Genomic DNA, 24,852 nt, shown 5'->3' with positions numbered 1-24,852 from the left:
GGGCGTAGCCCGTCTCACCCGAACGCTGGTCCCCGTCAGCATTGCGCAGCAGAGGGCGACCCCCGCCGCGCGGCCACACCACGAAGCGAGTCGTGGACGCCCCACGCCGACGCGAGAACGCCTACTACCTGCCGCCCGAACTGCGTGGCCAGGAGATCGCCCCAGAGCAAGTCTTCGGTCAGCCCCGCCCCGACTACGGCACCGTCTACCTACGCACGGCCAGTGGCGACTAGCTAGCGCGGCAGGCGCTGAAGACCGGCCTCAGGATCCAAGCTCGATGGTTGCGTACGGTTCCCACACGTACATCCCCTCGTCGCGGTTGAGGACGATGAGCTGGCAGGAGTTGATCATTGCGCTGGCGCTGAGGTTCGGAGCGGAGGAAAGAGCCTCGATAAGCGGTGCCGCAGGGCCGTAGGTGTTGGTGTAGGCCAGGCTGAGGTGAGGGTTGTAGGGCTCGGCGGCCTCGGGTACTCGGTCCTGCCCCCAGACGTCCGCGATGGCGGTGCGGATGGCGGCGCGTAGCTGCCGCACGGGCTCGACCGGGTCAACGGCGATCTGGATGGACTCAGGATCGACGTGGGGGGTGCCGATGGTGAGCTTGAACGGGGTCAGCCGTGCACAGCGACTCTTGGCGGCAGCAACGATGGCGTCGACGTCGTCGGTGGCGACGTCTTGAACGAAGCCGATGCCCTGCATGGTGAGGTGCAGCCATCGGTTCGGGATGACATCGAGGCTGGACTGCGAGGACAGCAGGGACCGGTACTGGTCGGCGAGTTCCTCGACCTCGGGTTGTCCGTCGAAGGTGATGTGCCAGGTGTAGAAGCGGGAGCCGATTCCCCAACCCGGTCGCCAGTACCAGTGGTTACGGACGTCGGTGGCGTGCGGAACTGCCATGGGTTCTCCAGGTCTCACGGAAGTTGACGGGCGGCGCCGGTGGCGCAGAACTCGGTGATGGCTGCTTGGACACTGCGGGCCTCGATGCTCGTGCGCAGCGACGGGTCGCCGGCGAGGCTTCGGCCGACGCCGCGCAGGCGGTGCACCAGCGGGTCGAGTCGCTGTTCGGGTGGCAGAGCGAGCACCGGAGACAGGACCGAAACCGCGCCATCGAGGCTGCCGGCTTTGAGGTGCGCTGCGGCGGCCCAGATGCGGATTTGGGCCAGTGTGCCGTAGGCGACCGAGGGATCTGCGGCGGCTTCCGTGAGGGCGTGCTGGGCGTGCTCGATGGCGTTGGCGGCCTCGCCGATGCGAAGCAGCACTGAACCGGCGTAGTTGTGTTGGCGCACCGTGCCGCAGGCTAGGAGGCCACCTACCGGGTCGCGGCTGGCGCGTTGGCGGGCTTCCTCAGCCCGTTGCAGTGCCGCTCGGGCCGGCTCGGCAGCGCCGATCTCCGCCCACGCGTCGGCTTCCTGGCAAGCCAGCATGACCGCCGCGCTTCCCTCGGCGGCGTGGCCGTAGCCGCGTACGGCGGCGTTGGCCGCGTCCTCGAACCGCCGCTCCCACAGGTGAATCTTGCTGATCGTCGACAGGACCCACGCGCGGAGCGTGTTGTCGCGGACGGTTTCAGCGCACATCCATGCGGTGCGGGCCTGGGATTCGGCGGCGGCGGGATGACCGAGGTCGCCGGCCATCCAGGCAAGCAATGTGCACAGGTAACCCGCCCAGGTGTAGAGCTCCCGAGTCTGGTCGGGATCCTGACGCCCGGTCTGCAAGAGGCGAAACACACGATCCGCCAGAAGACCGGCTCGGGCGTAAACGATGACGGGTGGCTCACTCAGATAGTCGACAGCGATTCTGCGGGTGGAGGCGGCGACATCGTCAAGGGTGAAGGGCCCGACGTTAGAGGCCTGGGCCCATTCTCCGAAGCTGGCCGTGCGTTCTGACACCGCTATCACCAATTCCGTCTCGTCCTGCAGAGCGCCGAGGTCCCACCGCAGAGGCTCGGTCATCGCGCCACGCGGTGCTGAGGCTGTGACGGATCGATTGGGCATTGGGGCGGCGTTCCGGCCGCTCAGAACCTCTCGGTCCGCGTCCGGCATAGCGGCTAGGTCGTCGAGGTCGACCAGACAGCTCGGTTCGGTCCCGAAGACATGCGCCAGGGCGTTTAAGGCGGCCAAGGTGGGTCGACGACCGCCGAAGGGCCACCGCTCGTAATCGCTGATCCGTGCCCCGGTGAACGTCGCCGAACCAGTCCCGTTGGCGTTCAGCTTCTCTGCCACCGCGTCCTGGGTCCAACCGTGAGCCTGTCGGAAGGCATCTCGAGGGCGCAGTCCAAAGCGTCGCTGCAGCTCGGCGGCGATGGCGGTCGGCGTAGCGCCGAATCCGGCCAGTGTCTGGCGCACGTGATCGCGCTGTGCCTTGGTGCCAGTCGTCCTCGCCATCGCGGTCACCTCCTACGTGTGGCCTTCCGTCGCACGGTATCGCCGCTCTGGCCAGGTTCGGTACGGGTCTTGACGAGGCCGACGGCCCTCGGGTGGGTAAATCCACCTCAGTTGATCAAAGTTCGTGCAGGTCACAGCCGCGGCCGGGTGGGGAAAAATCTCGCCACTCCTGGGGATCCATCTGCGTAGATGCGCTTGGCAGGCTTGCCGTATCGAATCACCGTCGGTCTCGACGTAGCCACCACGGGTGACTACATCGAGTCGCTGCCAAGCAACGTCAATCGGGGCGCCGCTGCCGTCAGGTTTCTCTCGGCCACCCGGCAGGCGTCTCTCTGTCTCCTGCTCGCGCTTCTCACCCTCGTAAGGATCCTCAATGACAACTTCGAATGATCTCGCCCGCTACGGCTATCGACAGGAACTCAGCCGACAGCTCCGATTGCGTGACCTGGTGGCGTATGGGCTGGTGTACATGGTGCCGATCGCACCGATGGCAATCTTCGGCAGCGTGTACGCCGGCTCCGGCGGCATGGTCGCCCTCGCCTACGCGGTCGGTGTGGTGGCGTTGGTGTTCACCGCGTTCTCCTACGCGCAGATGGTGAAGGCGTTCCCCATGTCGGGCAGCGTCTACAACTACGCGGGTCGGGGCATCAGCCCGCCGGTCGGTTTCCTGGCCGGCTGGGTGATCCTGCTCGACTACGTGCTCGTGCCGGGACTGCTGTACCTGGTGGCATCGGTGGCAATGCACTCCACCGTTCCCGCGGTGCCGGTATGGCTGTGGCTGCTCGGGTTCGTGGCGGTCAACACGGTCATCAACTCGGTCGGGATCCGCCTCACCGCCGTAGTGACCCGGGTGATGCTCGTCGGCGAACTGGTCGTGTTGGCGGTGTTCCTCGCTGTCGCCGGCTGGGCTCTCGCCTCCGGCAAGGGCCGGTTCAGCTGGGACGCCTTCTACAACTCCGACACCTTCACCTGGTCCCTCGTCGCGGGGGCGGTGTCGATCGCGGTGCTGTCCTTCCTCGGCTTCGACGGGATCAGCATGCTGGCCGAGGAGACCCGCGACGGCGCCCGGCAGATCGGCCGCGCCATGGCCGCCGTCCTCATCCTGGCCGGAGTTCTCTTCATCGCGCAGACCTGGCTCGCGGCGATGCTCGTCCCCGCCCCCGACACGCTGCTAGCTGAGGGCGACGTGAACGGCACCGCCTTCTACGACGCCGCCGCGGTAGCCGGCGGAGGGTGGCTGGCCACCTTGTGCGCCGTTGCGACGGCGATCGCGTGGGGGTTGCCGAACTCGATGGTCGCGCAGGTCGCCACGTCCAGGCTGTTGTACGCGATGGCCCGCGACCGACAGCTACCGGCCTTTCTGGCGAAGGTGTCAGTGCGCCGCAGCGTGCCGATCAACGCCACTCTGCTGACCGGCGCCGTGTCCCTCGCCCTCGGCCTGTACATGGCGACCCGGGCGGACGGGATCACGCTGCTGTCGTCGCTGATCAACTTCGGGGCGATGGTCGCCTTCCTCGTCCTGCACGTTTCCGTGGTCGTGCACCATCTGATCCGCCAGCGCAGCGGCAATTGGTGGGCGCACCTGGTCATGCCCGGCATCGGGTTCGCCGTCTTGGCGTACGTGGTGGTGAACGCCAACATCGCCGCCCAGCGTCTCGGCCTGGCCTGGCTCGCCCTCGGCGTGCTGGTCCTCGCCGGCCTCTACTTGACCGGTCGGCGGCCCGTGCTGTCCGGCATGGCAGCCACTGAGGCCGCCGGGCGCGACATGGAGCGGGTGTGATCGCGATGAACGCGTTCACCTACCGGCCCGCCCGCGACGAGCTGGCCTACACCTTCGGCGGGCGTCTCCCGGTCGCGCACGTCCGCTCCGGGGACATCCTGCAGGTGCACACCGAGGACTGCTTCGGCGGCCTCGTGCGGGGACCTGCGGACCTGCCATCGCAGGTGTGCCGCATGCCGTACCTGAACCCGGTGTCGGGGCCGTTCTTCGTCGAGGACGCCGAACCCGGCGATACCCTCGCCGTGCACATCGTCTCCATCGTCCCCGCCCGGGACTGGGGCGTGTCGGCGACGTTCCCATACTTCGGGGCGCTGACCTCGACTTCGCACACGGCCACCCTGCAACCGCCGCTGGAGGAGCGGGTGTGGGTGTACGACATCGACCGTGCTGCGGGGGTGGTCCGCTATCGGGCCACCGCGAGCGAGCACACGGTCGACCTGCCGCTGGATCCAATGATCGGCACCATGGGCGTCGCCCCAGGTGGCATGGAGTCCCGCTCCACGATCGTCCCCGACTACTACGGCGGGAACCTTGACACTCCCGAACTCCGCGCCGGCGCCACCCTGTACCTGGGAGCGAACGTGCATGGGGCGATGCTGGCCCTCGGCGACGGGCACGCCCGACAAGGCCACGGTGAAGCGTGCGGTGTCGGCGTGGAGATCGCCACCGTGACGACCTTGGCGGTCGAGGTCATCAAGGGCGTCGACACCGCCTGGCCGCGCCTGGAAACGGACACAGCGATCATGTCGGTCGGCTGCGCGAGGCCTCTGGAGGACGCCTACCGCATCGCTCACCGGGACCTCACCGGCTGGACCGTCGACCTATGCGGCCTGCAAACCTTGGACGCCTACCAGCTCATCTCCCAGGCCGGGCGGGCACCCATCGGCAACGTCTGCGACCCCAACTACACCGTCCTCGCCGCCGTCGACAAGGCCCTGATCCCGCAATCGCTGCCCGCCTACCGCGACGCGCACGCCCGGCTGCGGGACCTTGCCGGAGCTCAGGAGTAGGGACATCTGATGACCGCGTCGATACCCCAGCTGCCGCTGCGGGATGAGCTGTTCCTGCTCGGGCACAACGACGACACCGGCCAGCCGCACTTGCACCGCCAAGCGCTGGCCCTCGGCATGGCCGGCGGCGTACTGATCGACCTGTTCCTCACCGGGCGGATCGCTCTCGATCCCTACGACGACCACCCGGCCGCAGACCGGTGGCTACGCCTCAACTCCGACCAGCCGGTCGGCGACCTGATCGCCGACACCGCCCTCGCCGCGATCCACTACTCGCGCGCCACCCCGACCGTGAAGGCGTTCCTGCGCAGCTTCGCCGACGACCTGTACGAGCGCACCCGCGCCGGACTCGTCGCCGCCGGCATCTTGCGCCACACCGCCCGCCGCCGCCTCGGCGGCCTGGTCCGCGCCGATGCCTACCTCGCCACCGACAACAAGTGGGCCGTCGTCGCCCGCGCCCGCCTGCGCTACCTCGCTGCCGGCCGCGAACCTCCCGACAACCACACCGCCGCCCTCGCTGGACTCGTCGCCGTCCTCGGCCTGGCCGACCACCTCTACCTCGACGACGACACCACCACGCTGACCGCGCACCTGAAGACCATCGCCGCCCAGCACCACCGACCGATTCGGGAGATCACCGCTGCGGTCGACGCTGCGGTCGGTGACCTAGCCACCGCCACCTACCGATAGATCGCCGAGGAGATGACGCCGCCGTGGACCCCAATGTTCGTATCCGTGCCGCCCGCTGGCCAGACAGGCAGACCGTCGCCGTATTGATCGCCGACGCCCTGCACCCCGGCCCGCTCGCCGCCTGGCTGGTGCCGGACACCGCGCAGCGTCGCCAGGTACTGACCGACGTCCTGGCGGTATGGGCGGAGCACGCGATGTTCTTCGGTGACGTACACCTCGCCGACGACCTCACCGCCGCCATCGTCGGATTCCACCGCTACCGGCCGATCCCGCCGCCGGCCAACTACACGACCCGCCTCGTGGAGGCCGCTGGATCACATGCTGACCGCTTCATCGCCCTTGAGGGCCTGCTCGCGCAGCAGCAGCCCACCGAGCCGCACTACCACTTGGCGTTCCTCGCCGTATCCCCAACCCATCAGCAAAACGGTCGCGGCGGCGCCCTGCTGGCTCACCACCGCGCCCGCCTCGACCGCATCGGCCTGCCGTCCTGGACCGCCGTTCCCGCGGAGGCGGAGCACCTGCTCACCCGCCACCGGTACACGCCCCGCCCGCCCCTCACCGTGCCGGACGGGCCGAGCCTGCGCCCCATGCTCCGGAACGTCCACCACGCCAGCAGCCCGATGCCGATCACTTCCGCGCGACCGGTGGGCAACCGCTGGCAAGACCAGCACGCCTAACCCGTCCACCCCCTCAACGGACAGATCATGCCCTTCCCTCGCAGATACCCACCCGACCTGGTGGACGCGGTCGTCCAGCGCGTCGCCGACGCCCGCACCGTCAAGGCGTACGGCGCGGTCACCGCCGTCGCCCGCCAGTTGGACCTCGATCCCCGCCTAGTGCAGAAATGGGTCAACAAAGCCACAGCTCCGCCACCGCTCCAGGCGGAACGCGCAGCGGACGGCACCGGACCGTGGAAGACCTATCTCAGTCCTGGGCTGATGTACTGCAAGTTCTGCCACCACCCGCTGACCCACGCCGAGACAGCCGACGCGGCACAGGCGTATCGCTGCGGAGAAGAATGCTGGCGACCACCAGTCGATGTCGTGGTCATTGCCGATCATGTCGGTCGAGCGATCCTGCGACACGCCCCACGGATCGTCGCTGCTTCCGCGGAGACACCGACGCCTCCACACCTGGCCGCCATGCACGCTCACCGTATCCTGACACGCGTCACCGTCGGCGCCACCGCCCGCGATATCACCCTCACCTGGCGCGCGGTCCCCCTATCGAGTCCAAGCCGGTGGGAGACCGAACGCGCACAGCGGGTCGCCGCCGCCCGTGCCCTCGCCCTCGGCGATCCGCTACGCGCCCGGCAGCTCCTGCACGACAGCCTCACCGGCATCGACCCCGCCACTGGCCAGCCTCACCTGGTGCATGCCGAAGCCGCCATCCTCCTGACCGAACTACACCTACGGTTCGGTCAGCTCGACGCCGCCATCGCCTGGGCCGGGTACGCCCATTACAGCACCGACCACCTTTACGGCAGCACGGACCGGCGCAGCCTGCACGCCCTGCACCTGTTCGCTGCGGCCCACCGCAGTGCCGGCCACCACCAACGCGCCTACCACCTCTACCGGCGACTCGGCGAACACCTCGCCAGCAGTGACGACCCGCGCGGCCACCGAACCCTTGCCGTTCACGCCATAACAGCTCTTGTTCTGCATGACCTCGGCCACTGTCAGGCCGCCCGGAATCTGCTCGCCGACACCATCGCCACGCACCGCCGCGAGCACCCCGGTCACCCCGCCACCGCCCGCATGAGCCACCACCTCGCCCGCATCTGGCAGGAGTGCGCTACCAAGAGTCACCACCACGAAGACGGGTGAGCGCTGACCGTCGCAGTCGGCGACCTCGCCCACCCCAACTACCGCTAACCACACAGGAAGCCCTCATGCCGATGGTCACCTCGGCTGTCCCCGCCCGCAGCACTGGCCGCCACCCGCAGTAAGACCTGCGGAGGATCAAAGGAGGCTCAACCATGCCCCTCCATTCCGTCGGTGACTTACCAAGCACCCCTGACCAGCAGCGTTGTCCACCGCTGCCCGGCTCAGACATGATCACCAGTACGTTCGGTGGCCGCCAACAGGTTCCGCCAGTGGGTTGGGCGGTGCCCCTTTATGCGGCATCCCGGCTCGCCTCGCATCACCGCGATCAATGGGCGGCGGAGACAATCTCGCGCGACCCATCCGCTGACGACCACGTTGTGGCTGCAGCCAAGAGATCGATTGACCGCCTCAATGCCACTCGCGTCGCTCTCATTGGTGAGATTGACTCCTGGTTTGAGCAGGTGGTCCAGCCTCCGGGCGGGGCACCGTTGCACACCGAGACCATCGGCTCCGTGATCGACCGCCTGGCCATCGCATGGGTTCGGTGGAGGAGATTCTCGGAGACCGCCCAGCTGGACCTGCGCGACGTCGATCCTTCGCTGGCGCTCCAGCAGTTCACCGAACTCACCGAAGCCTTCGACACCCTTGTGCTCGACATTCATGAAGGCCGCCGCACCCTGCGCAACTACCTGCGCCCGTTGCGCGCCCATGGGACCGCACCGGCAGCCCCGACACCGCCGAAGGCGCGGCAGATTACCGGCTGGCTGCTGCGCCGCCCCGACAGCCTCGACGCTGACGAGCAGGTCAAACTCAACCAGATACGCGACCGGTGTCGCCATCTGGACGCCCTCGCCGCGCACGTGACCGCGTTCGCTGAGATGCTCACCGGCCGCCACGGCGACCGCCTCGACGCGTGGATCCACGCGGTCGAGGCCGACGACCAGCCCGACCTGCACTCATTCACCGCTGGATTGAAGCGGGACTACGACGCGGTCCGCAACGGGCTGACGCTGCCGTACAGCTCTGGCGCTGTCGAGGGCACCGTCAACAAGATCAAAATGTTGAAACGGCAGATGTTCGGTCGCGCCAAGCTTGACCTGCTCCGCAAACGCGTGCTCCTCGCCCGATGAGCCGCATCGGCGTTCCCAGGGTCCAATCTCGATCAACGAAAGTGGGCCAGATCCATTTTTCACCCGTCGTCGACAGGCGGCCCGGGCTCCCGTCGGTGGACGGCAGCACAGGGTGAGGGCGGGGATCGGAGGCAAGCCTCCAGATCCCCGCCCCCAATTACGTCGAAATCGCTATCCCGCTCGGCACGAGGCGAGCGCCCCTACGACGCCGACGCCCGGCGCGGGCAAGGGGAGCTTGGTCGAGGCCGCGGGGCACCGGGGTACCGTGAGGTCGTGGATGCCCCGACCGAACGAGGCCACACTCAACTGGCGGGTCGGCTCGTGGTAGCGCATGTACATCGCGGCCGCATTCGGCAGATCCGCGCCCAGTGAGGCCCACTCGCCGCCGTTCCATCCGGAGACGTACACCCCGACATCGGTTCCGACCAGCAGCAGCCCGTCCGAGGTCGGTACCACGGAGTTCACCGGCGCGTCGGGCAGGCCGCGGCCGATGTCCGTCCAGGTGCGGCCCCCATCGTCAGTCGCCATCACGTGCGGGCGATTGCTGCCGGAGCGGAAGCCGGAGAACGTGGCGTAGGCGATGTTCTTGTCCTTCGGGTGCACCGCAACCCGGGTCACCCACGTCCCGGGGAGCTGCGCCTGATCGACCCGGTTCCAGTTTTGCCCGAGGTCGTCGGTCCACCACAGGCGGCCGTCGTCGGTGCCGACGTAGAGCTTGTTACCGTCCGTCGGGGCGGCCGCGATCGTGCTGATGGTGCCCCACGGGTAGCCGGCCGGGTCGTTGGGACCGCCACCAGTGAGGTCCGGGCTGATCGCCTTCCACGTACGACCGTTGTCCGTCGACCGGTTGACGATGTTCCCGGCGTAGTACATGACGTTGGGGTCGCTCGGGTCGAACTGCAGTGGCGTCAGCCAGTTGCGCCGCTGCGACACCGTCTGGCCGGTGCTGATGCTCTGACGAGGTGCCCCACCCGCGTTCTCCGACCGGTAGCAGGCGCCGTACTGGCTGCACCCGAAGACGATGTTCGGGTTCTCGGGGTGGATGATCACCTGGAGGCCGTCACCACAGCCGATGGCGTTCCACGCGCCACCCGGACCGTTGTAGCCGCGGTTGCAGCCGTTGTCCTGGGCGCCCCCCACCTTCAGCACGGGATCGGTCTCCGCGACATCCACCGTGTAGAACTGGGTGTACGGCTCGTGGGTCGACTTCACCCATCCGCTCGCGCCGTTGTTGTCGGACCGGTAGAAGCCGCCGTCGTTGCCCAGGTAGGCACGGTTGGGCGTCTTCGGGTCCCACCGCAGCACGTGCTGGTCGGCGTGCGGGCCGCCGACAGAGGAGAAGGTCTGGGCGCCGTTGGTCGAGCGCATCAGGTTGACTCCGGCGAGGAAGACGTGGTTGTGATCCTTCGGGTCGACGAAGATCTTGCCGAACCACCAGCTGAAGGTGGACTGGGATGCCTGGTTGGCGGTGACCGGGGTCTGCGTCCAGGTGTCGCCGCCGTCGTCCGAGCGGTAGAACGCGCGGAACGGGCCGACGGCCGTGCCGACGTATGCGTAGAGGCGCTGCGGATTGCTCGGGGCGACCGCCAACCCCCATCGGCCCTGGTCGGCGTCGGTGGGCAGGCCGTTGGTCATTCGCTGCCAGGTCTGTCCGCCATCGTTGGAACGCCAGATGCTGGAGCCGGGGCCGCCGTAGGTGCGCTCGTGCGGCTCGCGCCGGTGGTCCCACATCGCCGCATACATGCGAGCCGGGTTGCTCGGGTCGATGACCACCTCGGTCGCGCCGGTGGTGTCGTTCGGCGCGGCGAGGACCTGGCGCCAGGTGTCGCCACCGTCTTCCGAGAGATAGACGCCCCGCTCACCGCCGGGGACGAACAGGTTGCCGGTCGCCGCGGCGAAGATCCGGTCTTCGTTGCTCGGGTCGATGGCGAAGCGGGCGATGGCGTGGCTGTCCTTCAGGCCGACGTGCTGCCACGTTGCACCTCGGTCAGGGGAGCGGTAGATGCCGTCGCCGCCGAAGGTGATCGAGCCGCCGCCCGGTTGCGGCTCACCGGTGCCGGCGAAGAGCACGCCGTCGCTGGTCATGGCGACCGCACCCATGCTCTGGCCCGAGCTGCCCGGCCACGCGGCGGTGAACGTCGCACCGGTGTCGCTGGACTTCCAGATGCCCCCCGAGGCGGCGGCGATGAAGATCTGATCCTCGACCTGGGGGTCCACCGCGATGTCGACCACTCGGCCGCCGATGTTGGTCGGGCCGAAGAAGCTCCAGTTCCGTTCGGCCAGGTTGCGGTAGACGCTGCGGGTGTGCGCGGCGAGCTGGTTCGCCTCACCGCGTGCCTTGCCGTACTTGGCCGCGGACAGTTCCGTGCTCCCGTCGCTGAGCCGTTGGGCGGTCATCCATTCATCGGGCAGCTCCATCGGCCCGGTCGGCGTGCTCGTGGCCAACGATTCCTGGCCGTTGGCGGACGTTAGGGACGCCGTCAGCGCGACCGCGGTGAGCAGCGCCAGGCCTGCTGCCACCGTGAGGCCGCGACGACCTCGCAGGAGGGTTGGATTCATGCAGGATCTCCCTGTGCGTGGGACGCGACCGGGATGGCCGGTCGTCCGTACGCACGTTAGACACAGTGGCGACAAACGTCACCAAGCATCTGACGGGATTCGGATTGTCGGGTTAGGACAGCTGTTGAGCTGATCCGGTGCCTAGTCGTTGTGGAACTGCGGAAGCCCCGCCTCGTCGGAGTCCGGGCCCACCACCGCGGTCAGGCTCGTGCCGTCCGCGCAGAGCGCGCCGGCCCGCAGGTACATCCGTCGCTGCGGCGTGCGTATCAGCACCTCGGCCTCGAAGGTCTCGTCCTCGGCGCGCAGCAGGTCGATGTCGTCGCGGTTTTCGTAGTGCACGCGTACGTCCAGTGGGGTCATGCGGAGGGTGGCCTCAACGGTCGTCAGCACGCCCTGCTCCACCACCGAGGTGACCCGGGCGCCTTGGGGCAGCACCAGCCCGGTGACATCGGCGCTGATCTCGGGATCGTCGTTGAGTGGTACCCGGTCGCAGCTTGGCAGGTTCGCGAGCATCGCCCGGGCGGGATCGGTGCCGCGGTGTGAGTTCGTGCCGCCGCAGCCGGCGAGCGACGCGAGCGCGACTACGAGGGCAACCACCCGGACTCTCACCGAAGCAGGATGTCACGCTCAGCGCAGTACGCGCCAGCGCCGCACCATCAGCAGCTGCAGGGCGATGATGACCGCGGTGACCGCCATGAGCATGATCGTGATGAGCGAGCCATAGGCGAAGCCGGAGAACTCGAAGACCTGGTCGAATATGTAGACCGGCAGGTACAGCGTGGCGTTGGCGGGCCGACCATCGGTAAGGACGTACGCCGGGACGAAATTGACCTGCAGGGTGAGGATCGTGTCACGGACCGCGAGTAGCACCAATACCGGTGCGAGCAGCGGCAGCGTGAGCCGCCGAAGTTGACCGAACGGGCCGCAGCCCTCCAGCGCCGCTGCCTCGTACAGCCGGCCGTCCAGCAGGCGGCGTGCAGCGAGGACCACGATGAACCCCTCCCCGATCGGGAACGCCAGCATGAGGACGACCCCGATCCGCGCGGTGGTCGGATCGGCCAGCCAGGTGTAGCCGGGGTGGCCGAACAGTCCGAGGAGTTGGTTCAGCGGGCCGTACCTCGGGTTGAGCACCCAGAGGAACAGCACCGCCAGCGCCACGTCTGGGATGACAGTCGGCAGGTAGACAGCGGCCCGGAACAACCGACCACCCGGGCGCGGTGCGGCCAGAAGCAGCCCGAGCCCCACGGCGGCGAGCAGCCGGACCGGTACCGCCAGCGCCACGTGGAACAGCGACGCCTGCAGACTGTCGAGCAGGAAGCCGTCGGAGAGCAGGCGACGGACGTTGGCCAGGCCCACGAACTGTGGATCGCGGGTGAGCCCGGTGTGGTCGGTGAAGGCGTAGCCCACATTGAGCAGGGCGGGAAGCGCGATCAGCAACACGACCGCAACGGTGTACGGCGCGAGAAACGCCCACGCGGTGAGGGGACGTCTGGCCCGGCCGGTCTTCACCGGCATCGCCGGTTGTCGGCATCAAAGCGGTGGATTCGGCTCGGGTCAGGGCGAAGGCGTACCCGATCGCCCGGCCGCATACCCGGCCGCGGCCCGGTTCGTACCGCCAACCGGGTACCGTCCGCGCAGCGCGTGAGAACGATCGCCTCACTGCCCAGCGCCTCCACCGCCTCGACTGTGGCCTCCAGCGGCCCTTCGGCGTCGAGAGCCAGATCCTCCGGCCGTACGCCGAGTGTCAGGCCGGCCGTGCCGCCCAGCACACCCCCACCCGGGACGAGGTTCATCGGTGGGCTGCCGAGGAAACCGGCGACGAAGGTGTCGGCCGGCCGGTCGTAAACCTCCTGCGGCCTGCCGACCTGGCGCACCTGCCCGGCTTGCAGCACAGCCACCCGGTCGCCGAGCGTCATCGCCTCCGCCTGGTCGTGCGTGACGTAGATCGTCGCGGTGCCGAGCTCGCGGTGCAGGGCCAGCAGGTCGGCGCGGGTGGCGAATCGCAGCGGAGCGTCCAGACTGGCCATCGGCTCGTCGAACAGGTAGACGCGGGGCTCGCGCAGGAGAGCACGGGCCAGGGCGACCCGCTGGCGCTGCCCGCCGGACATCTGGTCGGGGTAGCGGTCGAGCAGGTCCGTGATGCCCAGGCGCTCGGCGGCCTGCTGCGCCCGCTGTTCGGCCTCGCCGCGTCGGACCCGGCGCACCCGCAGTCCGAAGAGCAGATTGCCGCGCACGGTCAGGTGCGGGTAGAGCGCGTAATCCTGGAAAACCATCGCCACCGCGCGTCGGTGCGGCGGGAGGGGACTGACATCCTGACCGTTGACGAGAATCCGGCCGCCGTCGGGTCGTTCCAGCCCGGCGATCAGGCGCAGGATGGTTGACTTGCCCGAGCCCGACGGTCCGACCAGGGTCACCAGCTCACCTACCCGGACCTCCAGGTCGATGCCGTCGAGGGCGGTGACCTTTCCGTACGACTTGGCCAATGACTCCAGCCGGATCGCGCGGTGCTCGGTGCTCACCGGCCGCTTCCTACCTGAAGGGCGAAGAGTGGGCGAATCTGCTCCTCCAGGTGGCGCAGTCCTTCCTCGCGCCCAACCCGTCCGTAGAACACCTCTTCGAGGAGTTTGTCGGCCTCGCGCTCCACTCGTGACCAGGTGGCAGTGCGTGGTGTGGTGCGCAGGTGCGGCTCGGCGTCCAGGAAGACCCGCGACGAGCGTGGGGGCCGATTCGCGGCGAGGAAGGCGGAGGAGTTGGCGACGTCGAGGCGGGAGGGCACCGTGCGGCCCGACTCGGCGAGAATTTCCTGGCCCTGTACTCCCATAGCGAACTCAATGAAGCGCCAGGCGGCACCGTGGTCTGACCGGCCCGCGCTCATGCAGTAGGCGTCGCTGTGCAGGATCGAGGCTGGTACGCCTCCTGGGGCCACCGGCAGTGACGCCACATCCCACTCGAAGCCCTTGATGGTGCGTAGTGTCGGCACCGCCACCCGGCTGTTCAGGTACATGCCCAAGCCGCCGCGCAGGAACCGTGCCTCGCTTGATTCGCTCTGCTCCTCGGCGTCCGGCGGCACCACATGGTGCACCAGTTGGAGGTCGAGGAACCAGTCGAGGGCCTTGCGCGTGGCCGTGTTGTGGGTCAGGGTCAGGGCGGCGGGCTGGCGCGTGTCGTCGACGAGTTCACCACCGTTGGACCACACGAACGGCGCGACCCGGGCGATCGACGGCGCCACGCCGACGCCGTACGTGCCGGCGCCGGTCAGTGCCTGCGCCGCCGACAGGAAGTCCGCCCAGCTCCAACCCGCCTGCGGCAGCGGGACGCCCGCCTTGGCGAACAGGTCGGCGTTGTAGTAGACGACCAGGGAGGACATGTTCTGCGGAAGGCAGGTCAGCTTCTCCCCGTCGAAGCGGAAGGCCTCCAGAGCTCGCGGGCTGAAGTCCTTTTCCTTCAGCACCTTGCTACCGTCCAGGTAGGGCTGGACGGGCTCGATCGCTTTCTGCGCCGCGAACTGGCCGTAACGGCGATAGTTCAACAGAAAGACATCGGGGGGATTCCCGCCGGCGAACGACGTTGTCAACCGAGCCATCAGTTCGTCCTGGGTGGCGACCGGGGAGAGGGTGACGTCGACGCCGGGAGTGCTCTTCTCGAAGGCCGCGACCAGGCTCCGGTAACCGGCTATCTCCTCGGCGTTGCCCGTCAACACCACGGTGATTCCCGCCGCGTCGTCCGTGCGACGGGCGCCACCGCAGCCGGCGCCCGAGCCGATCATCAGGGCCGCGGTGGCGAGCGCCACCCACCGCCGTACACCGCGTCCAGTCATCGGCGTCCTCCAGATCTCAATGCCGTCAACGGGTTGTCGTTCAACAGGATCCGTTGGGCCAGCAGGAACACCACCGCGCACGGCACGGTCGCGATCACGCAGCCAGCCATCAACAGCGGCCAGTCGGTGGGATTCAGCAGGCGCAGGAACTGCAAACCCAGCGGATAGGTGTAGCGATCACCGTTGTGCAGGTACAGCAGCGGGTCGATGAAGTTGGACCAGTGGAAGGTGAAGGCGAGGACCGCCACCGCCATGGTCGCCGGACGTACCTGGGGCAGGGCCACCCGGCGCCAGATTGTCAGCCACCCGGCGCCTTCCAGCCGGGCCGCCCCGAGCTGGGTGTCCGGTATGCCGCCGAAACTCCAGACGTACAGCAGCACGAGGAACGGGCTGCCGGCGAGCGCCGCCGGGGCCAGCAGCGGGACGTAGGTGTCGACCACGCCGGCCAGTCGGAACAGTTCGAAGCGTGTCGCCCAGACCCCGGTAACCGGCACGAGGAGTACCACCAGCAGACCGAGAACCACCCGCCGCCGGGCTGCCGGCGTGAGCAACCGGAGACCGAAGCCGGTCAGCGAGGCGACGAGGACGGTCAACGGAACGGCAAGCGCGACGACCAGCGCCGAGTTCGCCAGGTAGGTGAACAGGGGTATCAGCCTGGGTAGCCGAGCGTAGGCGGCCAACGTCGGCTCGGGCGGGAAGAGTTCGAGCGTGCGTGGCGGGGGCAGGCCGGCGGGTCGAAGTGAGCCAACCACCATGAACCACAGCGGAGCGGCGAACAGCGCCGCGCACAGAGCCGGCACGACAAAGCGCCCAAGCACGCGAGGAATCCCGCAAGTCCCAGCCGTACGCCGCGACCCGGGAACGCGCGTCCACAAACGCACACCAGCCTCTCTTGCCAGCGGTCACATAGGTGCGCGTCTGCGCCTGCTGGCTGACCGCCGCCGATGGACACCGCGCCAGCCTCTGCGCCTGTCAGAAGCTACCAGGCGGCTCTGCCAAACCTACGAATTGGCAGCTCGCCGATCATCGGGCACATGTTGAAGATCTACGGCGGCAGCTCCTACGCCTGTCGTGCTCGACTGGATGAGCAGGGCGAGTCCCACGAGCGCAGCCGCCAGCCGGAAGGCCGGTTCAGTCACCAGCGAACCGAGCCAGGGTGAAGATGATGCCCCTTCACGGCGATGACGAAGTCTCCCCAGACCTCGGGCGTGAAGGCCAAAGCCGGCCCCAGACTGTCCTTGGAATCACGTACGGCGACGATGCCGGGGAGGTTGGTGGCGACCTCGACGCAGTCGCCGCCGTTGCCGCCACTGCGGGTGCTCTTGCGCCAGTTGGCACTGGACAGGTCAGTCATGCTGCAGCTCCCCGACGATCCTCTTGATCATGTCCCTGGATTCTCCCTCATCAAGTGCGAGGGCTGCTACACCCCGCCAGGCGCCCTCGTAGGCGCTCAGCTCGTCGGGCTTGTCGAGGTACAGCGCTCCCGTGAGCGACTCGCTGTAGACGACGGATGGTTCGGGCGCCGCTCGACCACCCTTGGTAGCGGGAAAGTCGAGGATCACAAAGGATCCCGCGACCGCCCCGGGCGGCGGGCCCGCAGACAGCGGCAGGACCCGGACGGACACGTTTGCCAGATCGCCTACCTCTAGCAGGCGTCGGAGCTGAGCCGTCATGACCCTCGGCCCGCCAACGACCCGACGAAGGACTGCCTCGGAGAGGATCTGGTGCACCTGCGGAGCCCCCGGCAGTCGGCGGGTCAGGAGGGACTGCCTCTGCAGCCGCACTTCAACGGCTCGCTCCCGGTCCTCCTCGCTGGATGCAGGCCGATCGAGCCGGTAGATGGCCTGCGCGTACTGCCGGGTCTGAAGCAGCCCGGGTATCAGGGATTCGTCGTAGCGGCGAAGCGTCGCGGCGGCGGATTCCAGGCCGACGTACAACTCGAACCAGCTCGGCACCGCGTCCCCGTACGCGTGCCACCACCCCTTGGACTTCGTCTCCGCGGCCAGCCCCCGCATCGCCTCGGTCATCTCTGCCGACACGTGGTACAGCTCGCACATCGCCTTGACGTCGAGCACCCGCACCGGCCCCAGACCGCTCTCGATGCGCCAGATCTTCTGCCGGCTGTATTCGAGCGCCTCGGCGGCGGCGTCGAGGGTCACCCCCGCCTCGGTGCGGAACTGTCGCAGTAGCCGCCCGAGCTGCCGGCGCGGCACGGTCGATCCGACGTCCTCTGTCACCCGAGCACTCCTTGATTCCATTCCGCAACACTGCGTAACGTGCCCATGTAACAGCTACCCGTAGCGATAAAGAAAGTCAATGCCTCTGCCAAGAATTCTGCCGTGGAACGTTGCACTTCTACTTCGCACTGTCACACGATGACTACAAGCCCTGGTGCCGTACCGCTGATCGGTAGCTGCGGTGGCAGGGCGGGGTGGGTCCGCACGTGCGGGGAGGGCGGGTGGCCCCACCCCTTCCATTCCACGAGAGAGGCAGGCAGCAGATGAACGTCCGCAACCAACGGCCGACCCATGTCGGCACGGCAACGCCGTACACCTCGCTGTTGCCGTGGCAGGTGCGCGAGCGCCGCTTCAAGCTGGTCGGGCTCGGGCGCCGCGGCCTGGAGCCCGACCATGTGTACGCCTTCCTCGACCGGGTCGCCGGCGAGCTGGCCGCCGCCCACGCGGCCCTGGCCGCGAGCCGGCGGGAGACCGCCGTCATCAAGGACGCGCTGCGCCGCTGGCAGTCCGACCAGGCCCGCACCCACGCCGACCAGGGCCGTGAGGCATGACCCAGCGGTACGTCATCCACCTGCCGGTCGTCGCCGCCGACCTGCCCGCCGCGCAGCGCCTGGCCCGGGTGATCGGCCGGTGGATGCTGGTGCTGCCGCAGGCCGACCCGGGGGAGACCACCGTGTCCGCGGAGGACCACCAGAACGTACGGCATCGGGTCTTCTGCGACCTGCTGCTGCCCGGCGGCCGGCGCTGCCTGCTCCGCGCCGACCACGACGGCCCCTGCGCCCGCCGACTGCGCCGCTGACCGGGCGTCTACCGGGAGGTTGACAGCGACCCGGTGTACGTCTCCTTCCCGCGCTTCGAGCCGGTGTCATAGCGCCCGACGGCACTTCCCGCGTTCTCGGCAAGCAGTCGAGGCAGTGGGAGCAGTTTGGGAGCAGCCCGTTGCGGTGAACGGTGCGGTTGCTGCATGCGGCTGCGCTGCTCCCGCCGCCCAGAAGTGGTGCGGTGTCCCTGCGCATCGTTCGGCACACCCGGCCACCTCGGCGGTCGCACGCCCGACACCGTGAGCGGCCCAAGACCCACATCCCGTCAGCGTCATCGGCAGTTGTCACCGATGTATACGCCACGGTCCAGAGAACCCGCGGGAGGACATCGAATGGTGAGGCTCACGCTCCGGTCTACCAGCGCTGCCGTCGCCGTCGCCGGACTCGTCGTCGCGTCGGCACCCAGCGCGGCGACGGCGGTCACAGGCAAGGCCGGCGCCGACCGCATGACGGTGGTCGCCACCGGGCTCGACAATCCCAGGGGGCTCGCTGTGGCGCCCGGGGGAGTGGTGCTGGTCGCCGAGGCCGGCAGAGGCGGCCAGGGACCATGCATCATCGGCGGGCAGGGCCAGACGTTCTGCCTCGGCGACACGGGCGCGGTCACGGCTGTCTGGGGGAATCGCCACCAGGAGCGCGTCGTGACCGGACTTCCGTCACTGGGCACCGCGAACCAGTCCGAGGTCCTCGGACCGCACGACATCGCGCTGACCAAGGCCGGCCCGCTCGTCACCATCGGCCTGGGCACGGACCCGGAGCGCCGCGCCCGGCTGGGTCCCGGCGGGGCGCTCATCGGTCAGACCGTGCGGTTCGGGCCTTCGGGCACGAGCGCCTTCGCCGACCTGGCTGGGTACGAGGCGGCACACAACCCGGACCAGGACCAGCCCGGTACTGGACCGGACAGCAATCCGTACGGTCTCCTGCCGTACCGCGATGGTGCGGTGGTGACCGACGCGGGCGGCAACGACCTGCTGCGTCTCGACCGCCGGGGTCGCATCTCCACGCTCGCCGTCTTCCCGACGACGCCGACTCCGAGTCCGTTCGGCGGACCGGACATCCCGATGCAGTTCGTGCCGACCACGGTGACGACGGGTCCCGGCGGGGCGCTTTACGTCGGCCAGCTGACCGGATTCCCGTTCCCCGTCGGCGGGGCGAAGGTGTGGCGCGTCGTGCCTGGTCAGGCGCCCACCGTCTTTGCCGAGGGCTTCACGAACGTCGTCGACATCGCCTTTGACCACAAGGGCCGACTGCTGGTCCTCGAGATCTCAGCCAACGGCCTGTTCAGCGGTGACCCGACTGGCGCATTGATCAGGGTGGAACGTGACGGCTCGCGTGTCGAACTCGCCCGGGCGGGCCTCGTCACGCCCACCGGCTTGGCGGTCGCTCACGACGGCACGATCTACATCTCGAACAAGGGCACCCTGGTTGGCCAGGGCGAGGTGCTGCGGCTGCGAGTGCGCGACACCGGAGACGCCTAGCGTTCGCTTGGTTTCAGGGGTTCGACGGTTGAGCCAGGTTTCACGCGGCGGCGGGTAGGCGCGCTTGGGCGAGGTAGTCGTTGAGGCGCTGGTCGATGGTGCGTAGCGCTTGGCGCAGTGGCGGCGGTGCGGGTGGTTGGTCGGCGGCCAGCAGCGGGGCGAGGACCCGGTTGTGGACTTTGGTGTAGAAGATCGCGAAGCGGAGGCCGTCTGGGGTCAGGGTGTAGGTGTTGGAGTGTGGCTGGCGGGTGATGAGGCCTTTGAGTCGTAGCCGTCGTAGGTCGTAGCTGGCCTGGCCGATCGAGTACGGCGCGCCGAGCAGTCCGGTCATTAGGGCGCGGAGGCTCCGGTTGGACAGACCGGTGACGGCGTGCACGCAGGTGGTCAGGGCGCCGGCCAGGGCCATGACCCGAGGGTCGCCCGCCGATCAAGCGCGTCTGGGTGTCCAACACCGTGCGCGGACTCGGAATCGGCCGGCGCATGCTGAGCGAACTGGAACGATACGCCGCCGAGCGTGGCTGGACCGCCGTCCGCCTGGACACCAATCGCCACCTCTCCGAGGCGATCGCGATGTACCGCTCGACCGGCTACCGCGGGACCGAGGCATACAACACCGAGCACTACGCCCACCACTGGTTCGAGAAGCACCTGACGCCGTGACGGCGCACCTGGCGGGCCGGCCGGTTGCGCGGCGCTACTGGCCGGCATGCCCACCGCGCCACCAAGCCCACCGCCGCCGCCTGGACGCGCCCCAGCCGCTCTGGGGCCGTCACGCCTGGCGCCCGCCGGTTGGCGCTGAGAGCGGGGAGCCGGGAGGGCTGCCGCGGAACAACGGACCGTTGAAGGTGGCGGTCGTGGGCCGGCAGCCGGCCCGGCCCCGCGCGGCATAGCTGAGTGCACGTCGGCGGCATCGGCGAGCGGGCGTAACCAAAGGGCTCCACGGGGGAGCCGCCGTGACCGCATCGGTTAGGACATTTGTCTGCCTGGTCCGGGGCGAGCCCGTTCCGGTTTGTTTCGGGTTCACCGGGCGATCACCCCAACCGCCTAGCCTCCGGCCTTGTTGACCGCGACACAAGGAGCTGGGCTTGCTAGTCAAACGAAAACTCGGCATCACACTGTCATCGGTCGCTGCGCTGATCTTGTCGGCGGGGCTCTCCACCGCGGCGGGCGCGGTCGGTGGGGAGCTTCAGCGGATCACCCCGCCGGTCGATGCGAATCACCCGCCCCAGGATCGCCTGGTCCTCGCCGTGATCGGGGACTACGGTGGCTGCGGCGCTGACCGGACCTGCGCCGAGGAGTACCAGGTCGCGGACATGGTCCACTCCTGGAGCCCAGAAGCCATCCTCACCACCGGCGACAACACGTACCAGCAGGGCCTACCCGAGGAGGTTGTCAAGGCCCAGGCGCCGTACAAGGCGGATATCGACGCCGGCAAGCTGTTCCCCATCATGGGGAACCACGACTACGGCAACGGCTGCTCGCCGGAGAGCGTCCGGCCGAGCCTGGACTACTTCAAGGTTCCGGCCGCCTTCGTCGCCGGCCTCGGCAACGGACTGCTCGACTTCGTCAACCCCGACGCCAACTGCCAGACGGCGACGGGCAGCTCGAAGCCGCCGATCTACGACGCGTACCGCAACACGCTCACCAACAGCTCGGCCGCCTGGAAGGTCGTCGGCGGCCACCAGCCGATCTACTCCTCCGGCAAGGCCGGCAACAACCTGGACCGCTCCTGGCTGATGACGCCGGGCGTGGATCTGATCCTCGCCGGCCACGATCACCACGCGGAGCACATCGAGACGGCCGACGGCTACAACATCGCCATCTCCGGCAACGGCGGCGCCGGCCTGACCCCGCTGTTCGGCGTCGCGCCGGGCAGCAAGTTCCGCGATGCCACGCACTTTGGGGCGATGCGGCTGACAGTGACCCCGGACTCGCTGAAGGCGGAGTATCTGTCCCTGCCAGGCACCGTCGACTACTACTTCCTGCTGAAGAAGGACGCGCAGGGCCGGGCGTACCTGGCCGAGCGGTCAGACTGGGTCGACCCTGACCCGGGCCCGGGCGGAAGCCCGATCCCGAACCGGTACACGGTCTCGTTCGACGTCGCGGCGGACAAGGCCGACGGGCTGACCTACAAGGACTACGAGGACGCCCCGTTCGTGACGACCGAGGTCGACGGCCGCCGGGCGTTGGAGCTGCAGAAGAATCCCTTCGGCGGCGCCAACCAGCTCTACATGTTCGTCGATGACGCGGCGATCTCCGGCGGGCCGTACGCGGTGAAGGCCACGATCAGCTACCGCTCTCCGGTCACGGGCTCGTTCGCCATCCAGTACGACTCGCAGCAGAGCGGCTCGGCCTACCAGCGTTCGACGGCGGTGACGATCGGCGCCGGCCAGGTGAACCAGTGGCAGACGGCGACCGTCGACATCCCCGACATCCGGTTCACCAATCGGCAGAACGGTGGCGCGGACCTGCGGCTGAACGCGGTTGCCAACCTTCCGCTCGCCATCTCGGCGGTGCGCATCGACGTGGTGCCACCGGCTCACCCGGTGACCCGGGTCTCGATGGACTTCTCCGATGAGCCCGACGGGCTGACCTGGATTCCGTACGAGAGCGGCCCCGCGCACGAGATCGTCGTCGACGGTCGGCGCGCCCTGCAGATCGACAGGAACACGTTCAACTCCGGCAACAACCTCTACCTCGCCGTCGACGACCGCTACCTCACCGGCGGCCCGTACGACGCCACCGCCACCATCGAGTACCGTTCCCCGGTCGCCGGCTCGTTCGTCCTGCAGTACGACTCCGCAGCCACCGGGTCGGCGTACCAGAGCACGACCCGAGTGAACATCACCGCCGCGATGGTCAACACCTGGCAGAACGTGACACTCGACCTGCCGCAGGTCATGTTCCGCAATCGGCAGAACGGCAACGCCGACATGCGGATCGTGGGCGCGAACAACCTGCCCCTCATCATCGGCTCGATGAGCGTGCAACTCTCCGACAACCAGGCACAGTTGCTGAAGGTGGCCCAGGACGCTGTCACCGTCGCCGAGGCAAACCCGTCGGCACAGACGATCACGGCAGCCGAGGCAGCCATCGCGAAGGTCACCGACGCTACCCAGGTCGCGGCGCTGAACCAGCGGCTGGCGATCGTGAAACTCCTCGTCCAGGCCCGCGACCTGCTCGACCGGATCGCCGCAGCCGAGCTGAACAACACCGATCAGATCGACTCCGCCGTCACCGACCTCGCCGAGGCGACGGCGAACCTGGATCAGGTGCCGGCCGACCGGCAGGGCGACCTGCCGGAGCAGGTCGGTGCGGCGAAGCGCGGGATCGCCGACGCTCTCGCCCGGTTCTTCGCGAAGCCCACCGAGGGAAAGCCGGGACCGATCAAGCGGCCCTGGCTGGACCTGGTCATCTCCGACACCTACGACCGGTTCGGTGAGACCGACCTGCACGACCGGGTGATGTCCATCGTGCGTAGCCACGCCACCGGCTCGCAGGTCACCATCGCCATCAACGAGTTCCTCGCCTCCCGGTAGACGGGAATAGTTCCGCCTCGGTTCGGGGCGGCGTCGCACCGCCGGCGCCGCCCCGAACCACCCGACGCCCCAGCCGCTCTGGTGCTACAAACGCCCGCTCGCCTCCACCAGTCTCAACGCCGGGCGGGTTCAGCCGGTGGAAGCATTCGCCTCGACGAGTTCGGTGAATATCTCGGAGGGTTTCTTCCAACCGTGGATCTTGCGGGGTCGGTCGTTGATCTCGGAAGCGACCATCGCGAGGTTTTTCAGGCCGGTCAGCCGTTCGCGGAGCAGGTCGGTGATCTCGGTGACCTGAAGGCCGTCGATGACCTCGCCGGTGGTGTTGGACAGGCACGGGGCCCACCAGTCGTCGGGTCGGCGGTTGCATGTCCGGGCGGACGTGCTCGTCGACGTCGAACCCGATCGAGTAGGCCACCCGCCGTCCTGGCGTCTGGTCGAGGCGGTGCAGCCAGTCGATAAGCGTGTGGGAGGCGCCTGCCCCGTCGCTGGTGATCAGCAGGTCGTCGTGCCGGCCGGCGGGCACCTGTGCGATCGCCTGATGCAGTACCTCGATCAGATCCTGGGCGGTGTTGGCCCCGGCGTTGCCGGGGCGGGGCATCAGGGCGGCCAGTTCACCGGTGTTGTCGATCCACACGCCGAGGCTGTGGAACCCGAACGTCTTCTTGAACGTCGCTTCGGCGTGTTCCTTGCGGGAGTGGGCCAGGGTGATGGTGCCATCCACGCGCAGCACGATCGTGTCGCCCATGCTCAGGTCGCCGGCGTAGATCGCCTGCGGCACGCCAGCCGGTAGCAGGCTCCACAGATGCGCGCGAGCCGCCGCCCGCGCGGTGTCGATGCGGTGCAGGCCACCGTCGCTGATCTCACCCAGCGCACGCAGGGCGGTGGTGTCCGAAGCCACCGGTCCGAACAGTGCAGCCTGGGCCCGCAGCGCCTCGATGTCGTACACGTCGGTGCCGCCAGCGGCGATCGAACACGCGATGTCGGTCAGAACCCGACCCCGGTCGTGGACCGGGTGGAAGCCCGGTTTGGTCAGCACCCTCGATATGCCCGCGGTCAGGCCCGTGCGGTCCGCGAGCATCCGCAGACCCGCCACCCCGACCATCGCCACCACCCCGTCACCGTCAGCCGTGACACGCAGGTCCTTCGACCATCCGGTAAGCTCACGCACGTCGGAAGTGCCTTCTCGCAAGAGATCCTGGTAGATGTCGCAATCACCATTTTCCCTTGTGCGGCAGGCACTTTCGCCTTTCCCAGCTGCTCGGGGAGGAGGAGTGATCCACCACGTACCGCTCGAGGTTCGGCATATACGACGTCAGTCGGTGCAGCAACCCGGCGCCGGCATCGAGAGATCCTCCGCTGCCTCAAGCGCTACATCGTCCGCGACGTCTACACCGCCCTACGCGCCGGCTCGATCAGCCGAATCGCTTCAGGACCGAGACCGTTTACGCGATCACTGACCTGCTCGTTCACCAGGCCAAACCGGAGCAGCTCGCCGCCTGGATCCGTGGTCACTGGTCGATCGAGAACAAGGTCCACTGGGTTCGGGACGCCACCTACGACGAAGACCGATCCCATATCCGCACCGGCACC

General features: G+C 68.4%; 24 protein-coding genes and 2 pseudogenes. 14 read left to right on the top strand and 12 right to left on the bottom strand.

Going from position 1 to position 24,852, the window contains the following annotated elements; all coding sequences use genetic code 11:
- The first annotated feature begins 92 nt into the window (after positions 1–92).
- Positions 93–233 carry a hypothetical protein gene (locus ABZ807_RS26830; RefSeq protein ID WP_357163570.1) on the top strand — a complete coding sequence of 47 codons (141 nt, stop codon included), beginning with the start codon at positions 93–95 and terminating at the stop codon, positions 231–233.
- A 28-nt stretch (positions 234–261) separates the two neighbouring features.
- Here the strand turns inward: ABZ807_RS26830 and ABZ807_RS26825 are convergent, their stop codons facing one another.
- Complete coding sequence (locus ABZ807_RS26825; RefSeq protein ID WP_357163567.1) at positions 262–894, bottom strand: 2'-5' RNA ligase family protein; 633 nt, start codon at positions 892–894, stop codon at positions 262–264.
- Positions 895–908: 14 nt separating this feature from the next.
- Entirely contained in the window at positions 909–2,378 is a 1,470-nt protein-coding gene (locus ABZ807_RS26820; RefSeq protein ID WP_357163564.1) for a helix-turn-helix transcriptional regulator, read from the bottom strand.
- Positions 2,379–2,751: 373 nt separating this feature from the next.
- Between ABZ807_RS26820 and ABZ807_RS26815 the strand changes: the two genes are divergently transcribed.
- The 7 genes and pseudogenes from ABZ807_RS26815 to ABZ807_RS26785 all read left to right on the top strand — a co-directional run bounded on the left by ABZ807_RS26815 (position 2,752) and on the right by ABZ807_RS26785 (position 8,814).
- On the top strand, positions 2,752–4,158 hold the full coding sequence (locus ABZ807_RS26815) for an APC family permease (RefSeq protein ID WP_357163561.1): 1,407 nt from the start codon (positions 2,752–2,754) through the stop codon (positions 4,156–4,158).
- Positions 4,155–5,168, top strand: coding sequence for an acetamidase/formamidase family protein (locus ABZ807_RS26810; protein WP_357163558.1), 1,014 nt, complete (start codon positions 4,155–4,157; stop codon positions 5,166–5,168). Before ABZ807_RS26815 ends, ABZ807_RS26810 begins: the two co-directional genes overlap by 4 nt.
- 9 nt (positions 5,169–5,177) lie before the next feature.
- Complete coding sequence (locus tag ABZ807_RS26805) at positions 5,178–5,858, top strand: GPP34 family phosphoprotein (protein WP_357163555.1); 681 nt, start codon at positions 5,178–5,180, stop codon at positions 5,856–5,858.
- Between the two features lie 83 nt (positions 5,859–5,941).
- Positions 5,942–6,535, top strand: coding sequence for an N-acetyltransferase (locus ABZ807_RS26800; protein WP_357163552.1), 594 nt, complete (start codon positions 5,942–5,944; stop codon positions 6,533–6,535).
- A 27-nt stretch (positions 6,536–6,562) separates the two neighbouring features.
- Positions 6,563–7,684, top strand: a complete 1,122-nt coding sequence (locus ABZ807_RS26795; RefSeq protein ID WP_357163549.1) for a CDC27 family protein — start codon at positions 6,563–6,565, stop codon at positions 7,682–7,684.
- A 152-nt stretch (positions 7,685–7,836) separates the two neighbouring features.
- Positions 7,837–8,355: pseudogene (locus tag ABZ807_RS26790) on the top strand (DUF4254 domain-containing protein); the annotation flags it as partial.
- On the top strand, positions 8,332–8,814 hold the full coding sequence (locus ABZ807_RS26785; RefSeq protein WP_357163591.1) for a transposase: 483 nt from the start codon (positions 8,332–8,334) through the stop codon (positions 8,812–8,814). The pseudogene ABZ807_RS26790 and the gene ABZ807_RS26785, both read left to right, overlap by 24 nt.
- Before the next feature lie 171 nt (positions 8,815–8,985).
- On the opposite strand, the gene ABZ807_RS26780 is transcribed toward ABZ807_RS26785, so the two are convergent.
- The 8 genes from ABZ807_RS26780 to ABZ807_RS26745 form a co-directional block, all read right to left on the bottom strand.
- On the bottom strand, positions 8,986–11,373 hold the full coding sequence (locus tag ABZ807_RS26780; protein ID WP_357163546.1) for a glycosyl hydrolase: 2,388 nt from the start codon (positions 11,371–11,373) through the stop codon (positions 8,986–8,988).
- A gap of 141 nt (positions 11,374–11,514) precedes the next feature.
- The gene (locus ABZ807_RS26775) at positions 11,515–11,970 is read right to left on the bottom strand and encodes a hypothetical protein (RefSeq protein ID WP_357163543.1); all 456 of its coding nucleotides are present in this window, start codon (positions 11,968–11,970) and stop codon (positions 11,515–11,517) included.
- Between the two features lie 30 nt (positions 11,971–12,000).
- Positions 12,001–12,813, bottom strand: a complete 813-nt coding sequence (locus tag ABZ807_RS26770) for a sugar ABC transporter permease (protein ID WP_357100395.1) — start codon at positions 12,811–12,813, stop codon at positions 12,001–12,003.
- 65 nt (positions 12,814–12,878) lie between these two features.
- Positions 12,879–13,892, bottom strand: a complete 1,014-nt coding sequence (locus ABZ807_RS26765; protein ID WP_357163540.1) for an ABC transporter ATP-binding protein — start codon at positions 13,890–13,892, stop codon at positions 12,879–12,881.
- A complete protein-coding gene (locus tag ABZ807_RS26760; RefSeq protein ID WP_357163537.1) occupies positions 13,889–15,163 on the bottom strand; it encodes a sugar ABC transporter substrate-binding protein in 1,275 nt (424 codons plus the stop codon). Before ABZ807_RS26760 ends, ABZ807_RS26765 begins: the two co-directional genes overlap by 4 nt.
- A gap of 23 nt (positions 15,164–15,186) precedes the next feature.
- Positions 15,187–16,008 (bottom strand): carbohydrate ABC transporter permease, encoded by an 822-nt coding sequence (locus tag ABZ807_RS26755; RefSeq protein ID WP_357163534.1) that lies wholly within the window; start codon positions 16,006–16,008, stop codon positions 15,187–15,189.
- A 317-nt stretch (positions 16,009–16,325) separates the two neighbouring features.
- On the bottom strand, positions 16,326–16,544 hold the full coding sequence (locus ABZ807_RS26750; protein WP_357163530.1) for a DUF397 domain-containing protein: 219 nt from the start codon (positions 16,542–16,544) through the stop codon (positions 16,326–16,328).
- Positions 16,537–17,427 carry a helix-turn-helix transcriptional regulator gene (locus ABZ807_RS26745; RefSeq protein WP_357163527.1) on the bottom strand — a complete coding sequence of 297 codons (891 nt, stop codon included), beginning with the start codon at positions 17,425–17,427 and terminating at the stop codon, positions 16,537–16,539. Before ABZ807_RS26745 ends, ABZ807_RS26750 begins: the two co-directional genes overlap by 8 nt.
- Before the next feature lie 263 nt (positions 17,428–17,690).
- On the opposite strand from ABZ807_RS26745, the gene ABZ807_RS26740 reads away from it, so the two are divergent.
- From ABZ807_RS26740 to ABZ807_RS26730, 3 genes are all read left to right on the top strand, one after another.
- Positions 17,691–17,978 carry a DivIVA domain-containing protein gene (locus tag ABZ807_RS26740; protein ID WP_357163524.1) on the top strand — a complete coding sequence of 96 codons (288 nt, stop codon included), beginning with the start codon at positions 17,691–17,693 and terminating at the stop codon, positions 17,976–17,978.
- The gene (locus tag ABZ807_RS26735; protein ID WP_357163521.1) at positions 17,975–18,226 is read left to right on the top strand and encodes a hypothetical protein; all 252 of its coding nucleotides are present in this window, start codon (positions 17,975–17,977) and stop codon (positions 18,224–18,226) included. Before ABZ807_RS26740 ends, ABZ807_RS26735 begins: the two co-directional genes overlap by 4 nt.
- A 468-nt stretch (positions 18,227–18,694) precedes the next feature.
- On the top strand, positions 18,695–19,723 hold the full coding sequence (locus ABZ807_RS26730; RefSeq protein ID WP_357163518.1) for a ScyD/ScyE family protein: 1,029 nt from the start codon (positions 18,695–18,697) through the stop codon (positions 19,721–19,723).
- 40 nt (positions 19,724–19,763) lie between these two features.
- Here the strand turns inward: ABZ807_RS26730 and ABZ807_RS26725 are convergent, their stop codons facing one another.
- Positions 19,764–20,129 carry a hypothetical protein gene (locus ABZ807_RS26725; protein ID WP_357163515.1) on the bottom strand — a complete coding sequence of 122 codons (366 nt, stop codon included), beginning with the start codon at positions 20,127–20,129 and terminating at the stop codon, positions 19,764–19,766.
- A 35-nt stretch (positions 20,130–20,164) separates the two neighbouring features.
- Between ABZ807_RS26725 and ABZ807_RS26720 the strand changes: the two genes are divergently transcribed.
- Together ABZ807_RS26720 and ABZ807_RS26715 are read left to right on the top strand one after the other, a co-directional pair.
- Positions 20,165–20,383, top strand: coding sequence for a GNAT family N-acetyltransferase (locus ABZ807_RS26720; protein ID WP_357163513.1), 219 nt, complete (start codon positions 20,165–20,167; stop codon positions 20,381–20,383).
- Positions 20,384–20,808: 425 nt separating this feature from the next.
- The gene (locus ABZ807_RS26715) at positions 20,809–23,262 is read left to right on the top strand and encodes a metallophosphoesterase (protein ID WP_357163510.1); all 2,454 of its coding nucleotides are present in this window, start codon (positions 20,809–20,811) and stop codon (positions 23,260–23,262) included.
- Here ABZ807_RS26715 and ABZ807_RS26710 read toward each other — a convergent pair.
- A complete protein-coding gene (locus tag ABZ807_RS26710; RefSeq protein WP_357163507.1) occupies positions 23,237–24,430 on the bottom strand; it encodes a transposase in 1,194 nt (397 codons plus the stop codon). The two genes, ABZ807_RS26715 and ABZ807_RS26710, sit on opposite strands and share 26 nt — an antisense overlap.
- A gap of 134 nt (positions 24,431–24,564) precedes the next feature.
- On the opposite strand from ABZ807_RS26710, the pseudogene ABZ807_RS26705 reads away from it, so the two are divergent.
- Positions 24,565–24,828: pseudogene (locus ABZ807_RS26705) on the top strand (hypothetical protein); the annotation flags it as partial.
- Positions 24,829–24,852 lie beyond the last annotated feature (24 nt).

It is taken from the genome of Micromonospora sp. NPDC047548 (assembly GCF_040642975.1).
Lineage (GTDB): Bacteria > Actinomycetota > Actinomycetes > Mycobacteriales > Micromonosporaceae > Micromonospora.
Note: the sequence above shows the minus strand (reverse complement) of the source record. Positions and strands in the feature narration are given on the sequence as shown.

Excerpts from the sequence above, each read along its gene's own strand:
- ABZ807_RS26825 (WP_357163567.1), bottom strand. The coding sequence starts at position 894 with ATGGCAGTTCCGCACGCCACCGACGTCCGTAACCACTGGTACTGGCGA.
- ABZ807_RS26795 (WP_357163549.1), top strand. The coding sequence starts at position 6,563 with ATGCCCTTCCCTCGCAGATACCCACCCGACCTGGTGGACGCGGTCGTC.
- ABZ807_RS26740 (WP_357163524.1), top strand. The coding sequence starts at position 17,691 with ATGAACGTCCGCAACCAACGGCCGACCCATGTCGGCACGGCAACGCCG.
- ABZ807_RS26750 (WP_357163530.1), bottom strand. The coding sequence starts at position 16,544 with ATGACTGACCTGTCCAGTGCCAACTGGCGCAAGAGCACCCGCAGTGGC.
- ABZ807_RS26815 (WP_357163561.1), top strand. The coding sequence starts at position 2,752 with ATGACAACTTCGAATGATCTCGCCCGCTACGGCTATCGACAGGAACTC.
- ABZ807_RS26820 (WP_357163564.1), bottom strand. The coding sequence starts at position 2,378 with ATGGCGAGGACGACTGGCACCAAGGCACAGCGCGATCACGTGCGCCAG.
- ABZ807_RS26805 (WP_357163555.1), top strand. The coding sequence starts at position 5,178 with ATGACCGCGTCGATACCCCAGCTGCCGCTGCGGGATGAGCTGTTCCTG.
- ABZ807_RS26735 (WP_357163521.1), top strand. The coding sequence starts at position 17,975 with ATGACCCAGCGGTACGTCATCCACCTGCCGGTCGTCGCCGCCGACCTG.
- ABZ807_RS26780 (WP_357163546.1), bottom strand. The coding sequence starts at position 11,373 with ATGAATCCAACCCTCCTGCGAGGTCGTCGCGGCCTCACGGTGGCAGCA.
- ABZ807_RS26725 (WP_357163515.1), bottom strand. The coding sequence starts at position 20,129 with ATGGCCCTGGCCGGCGCCCTGACCACCTGCGTGCACGCCGTCACCGGT.
- ABZ807_RS26730 (WP_357163518.1), top strand. The coding sequence starts at position 18,695 with ATGACGGTGGTCGCCACCGGGCTCGACAATCCCAGGGGGCTCGCTGTG.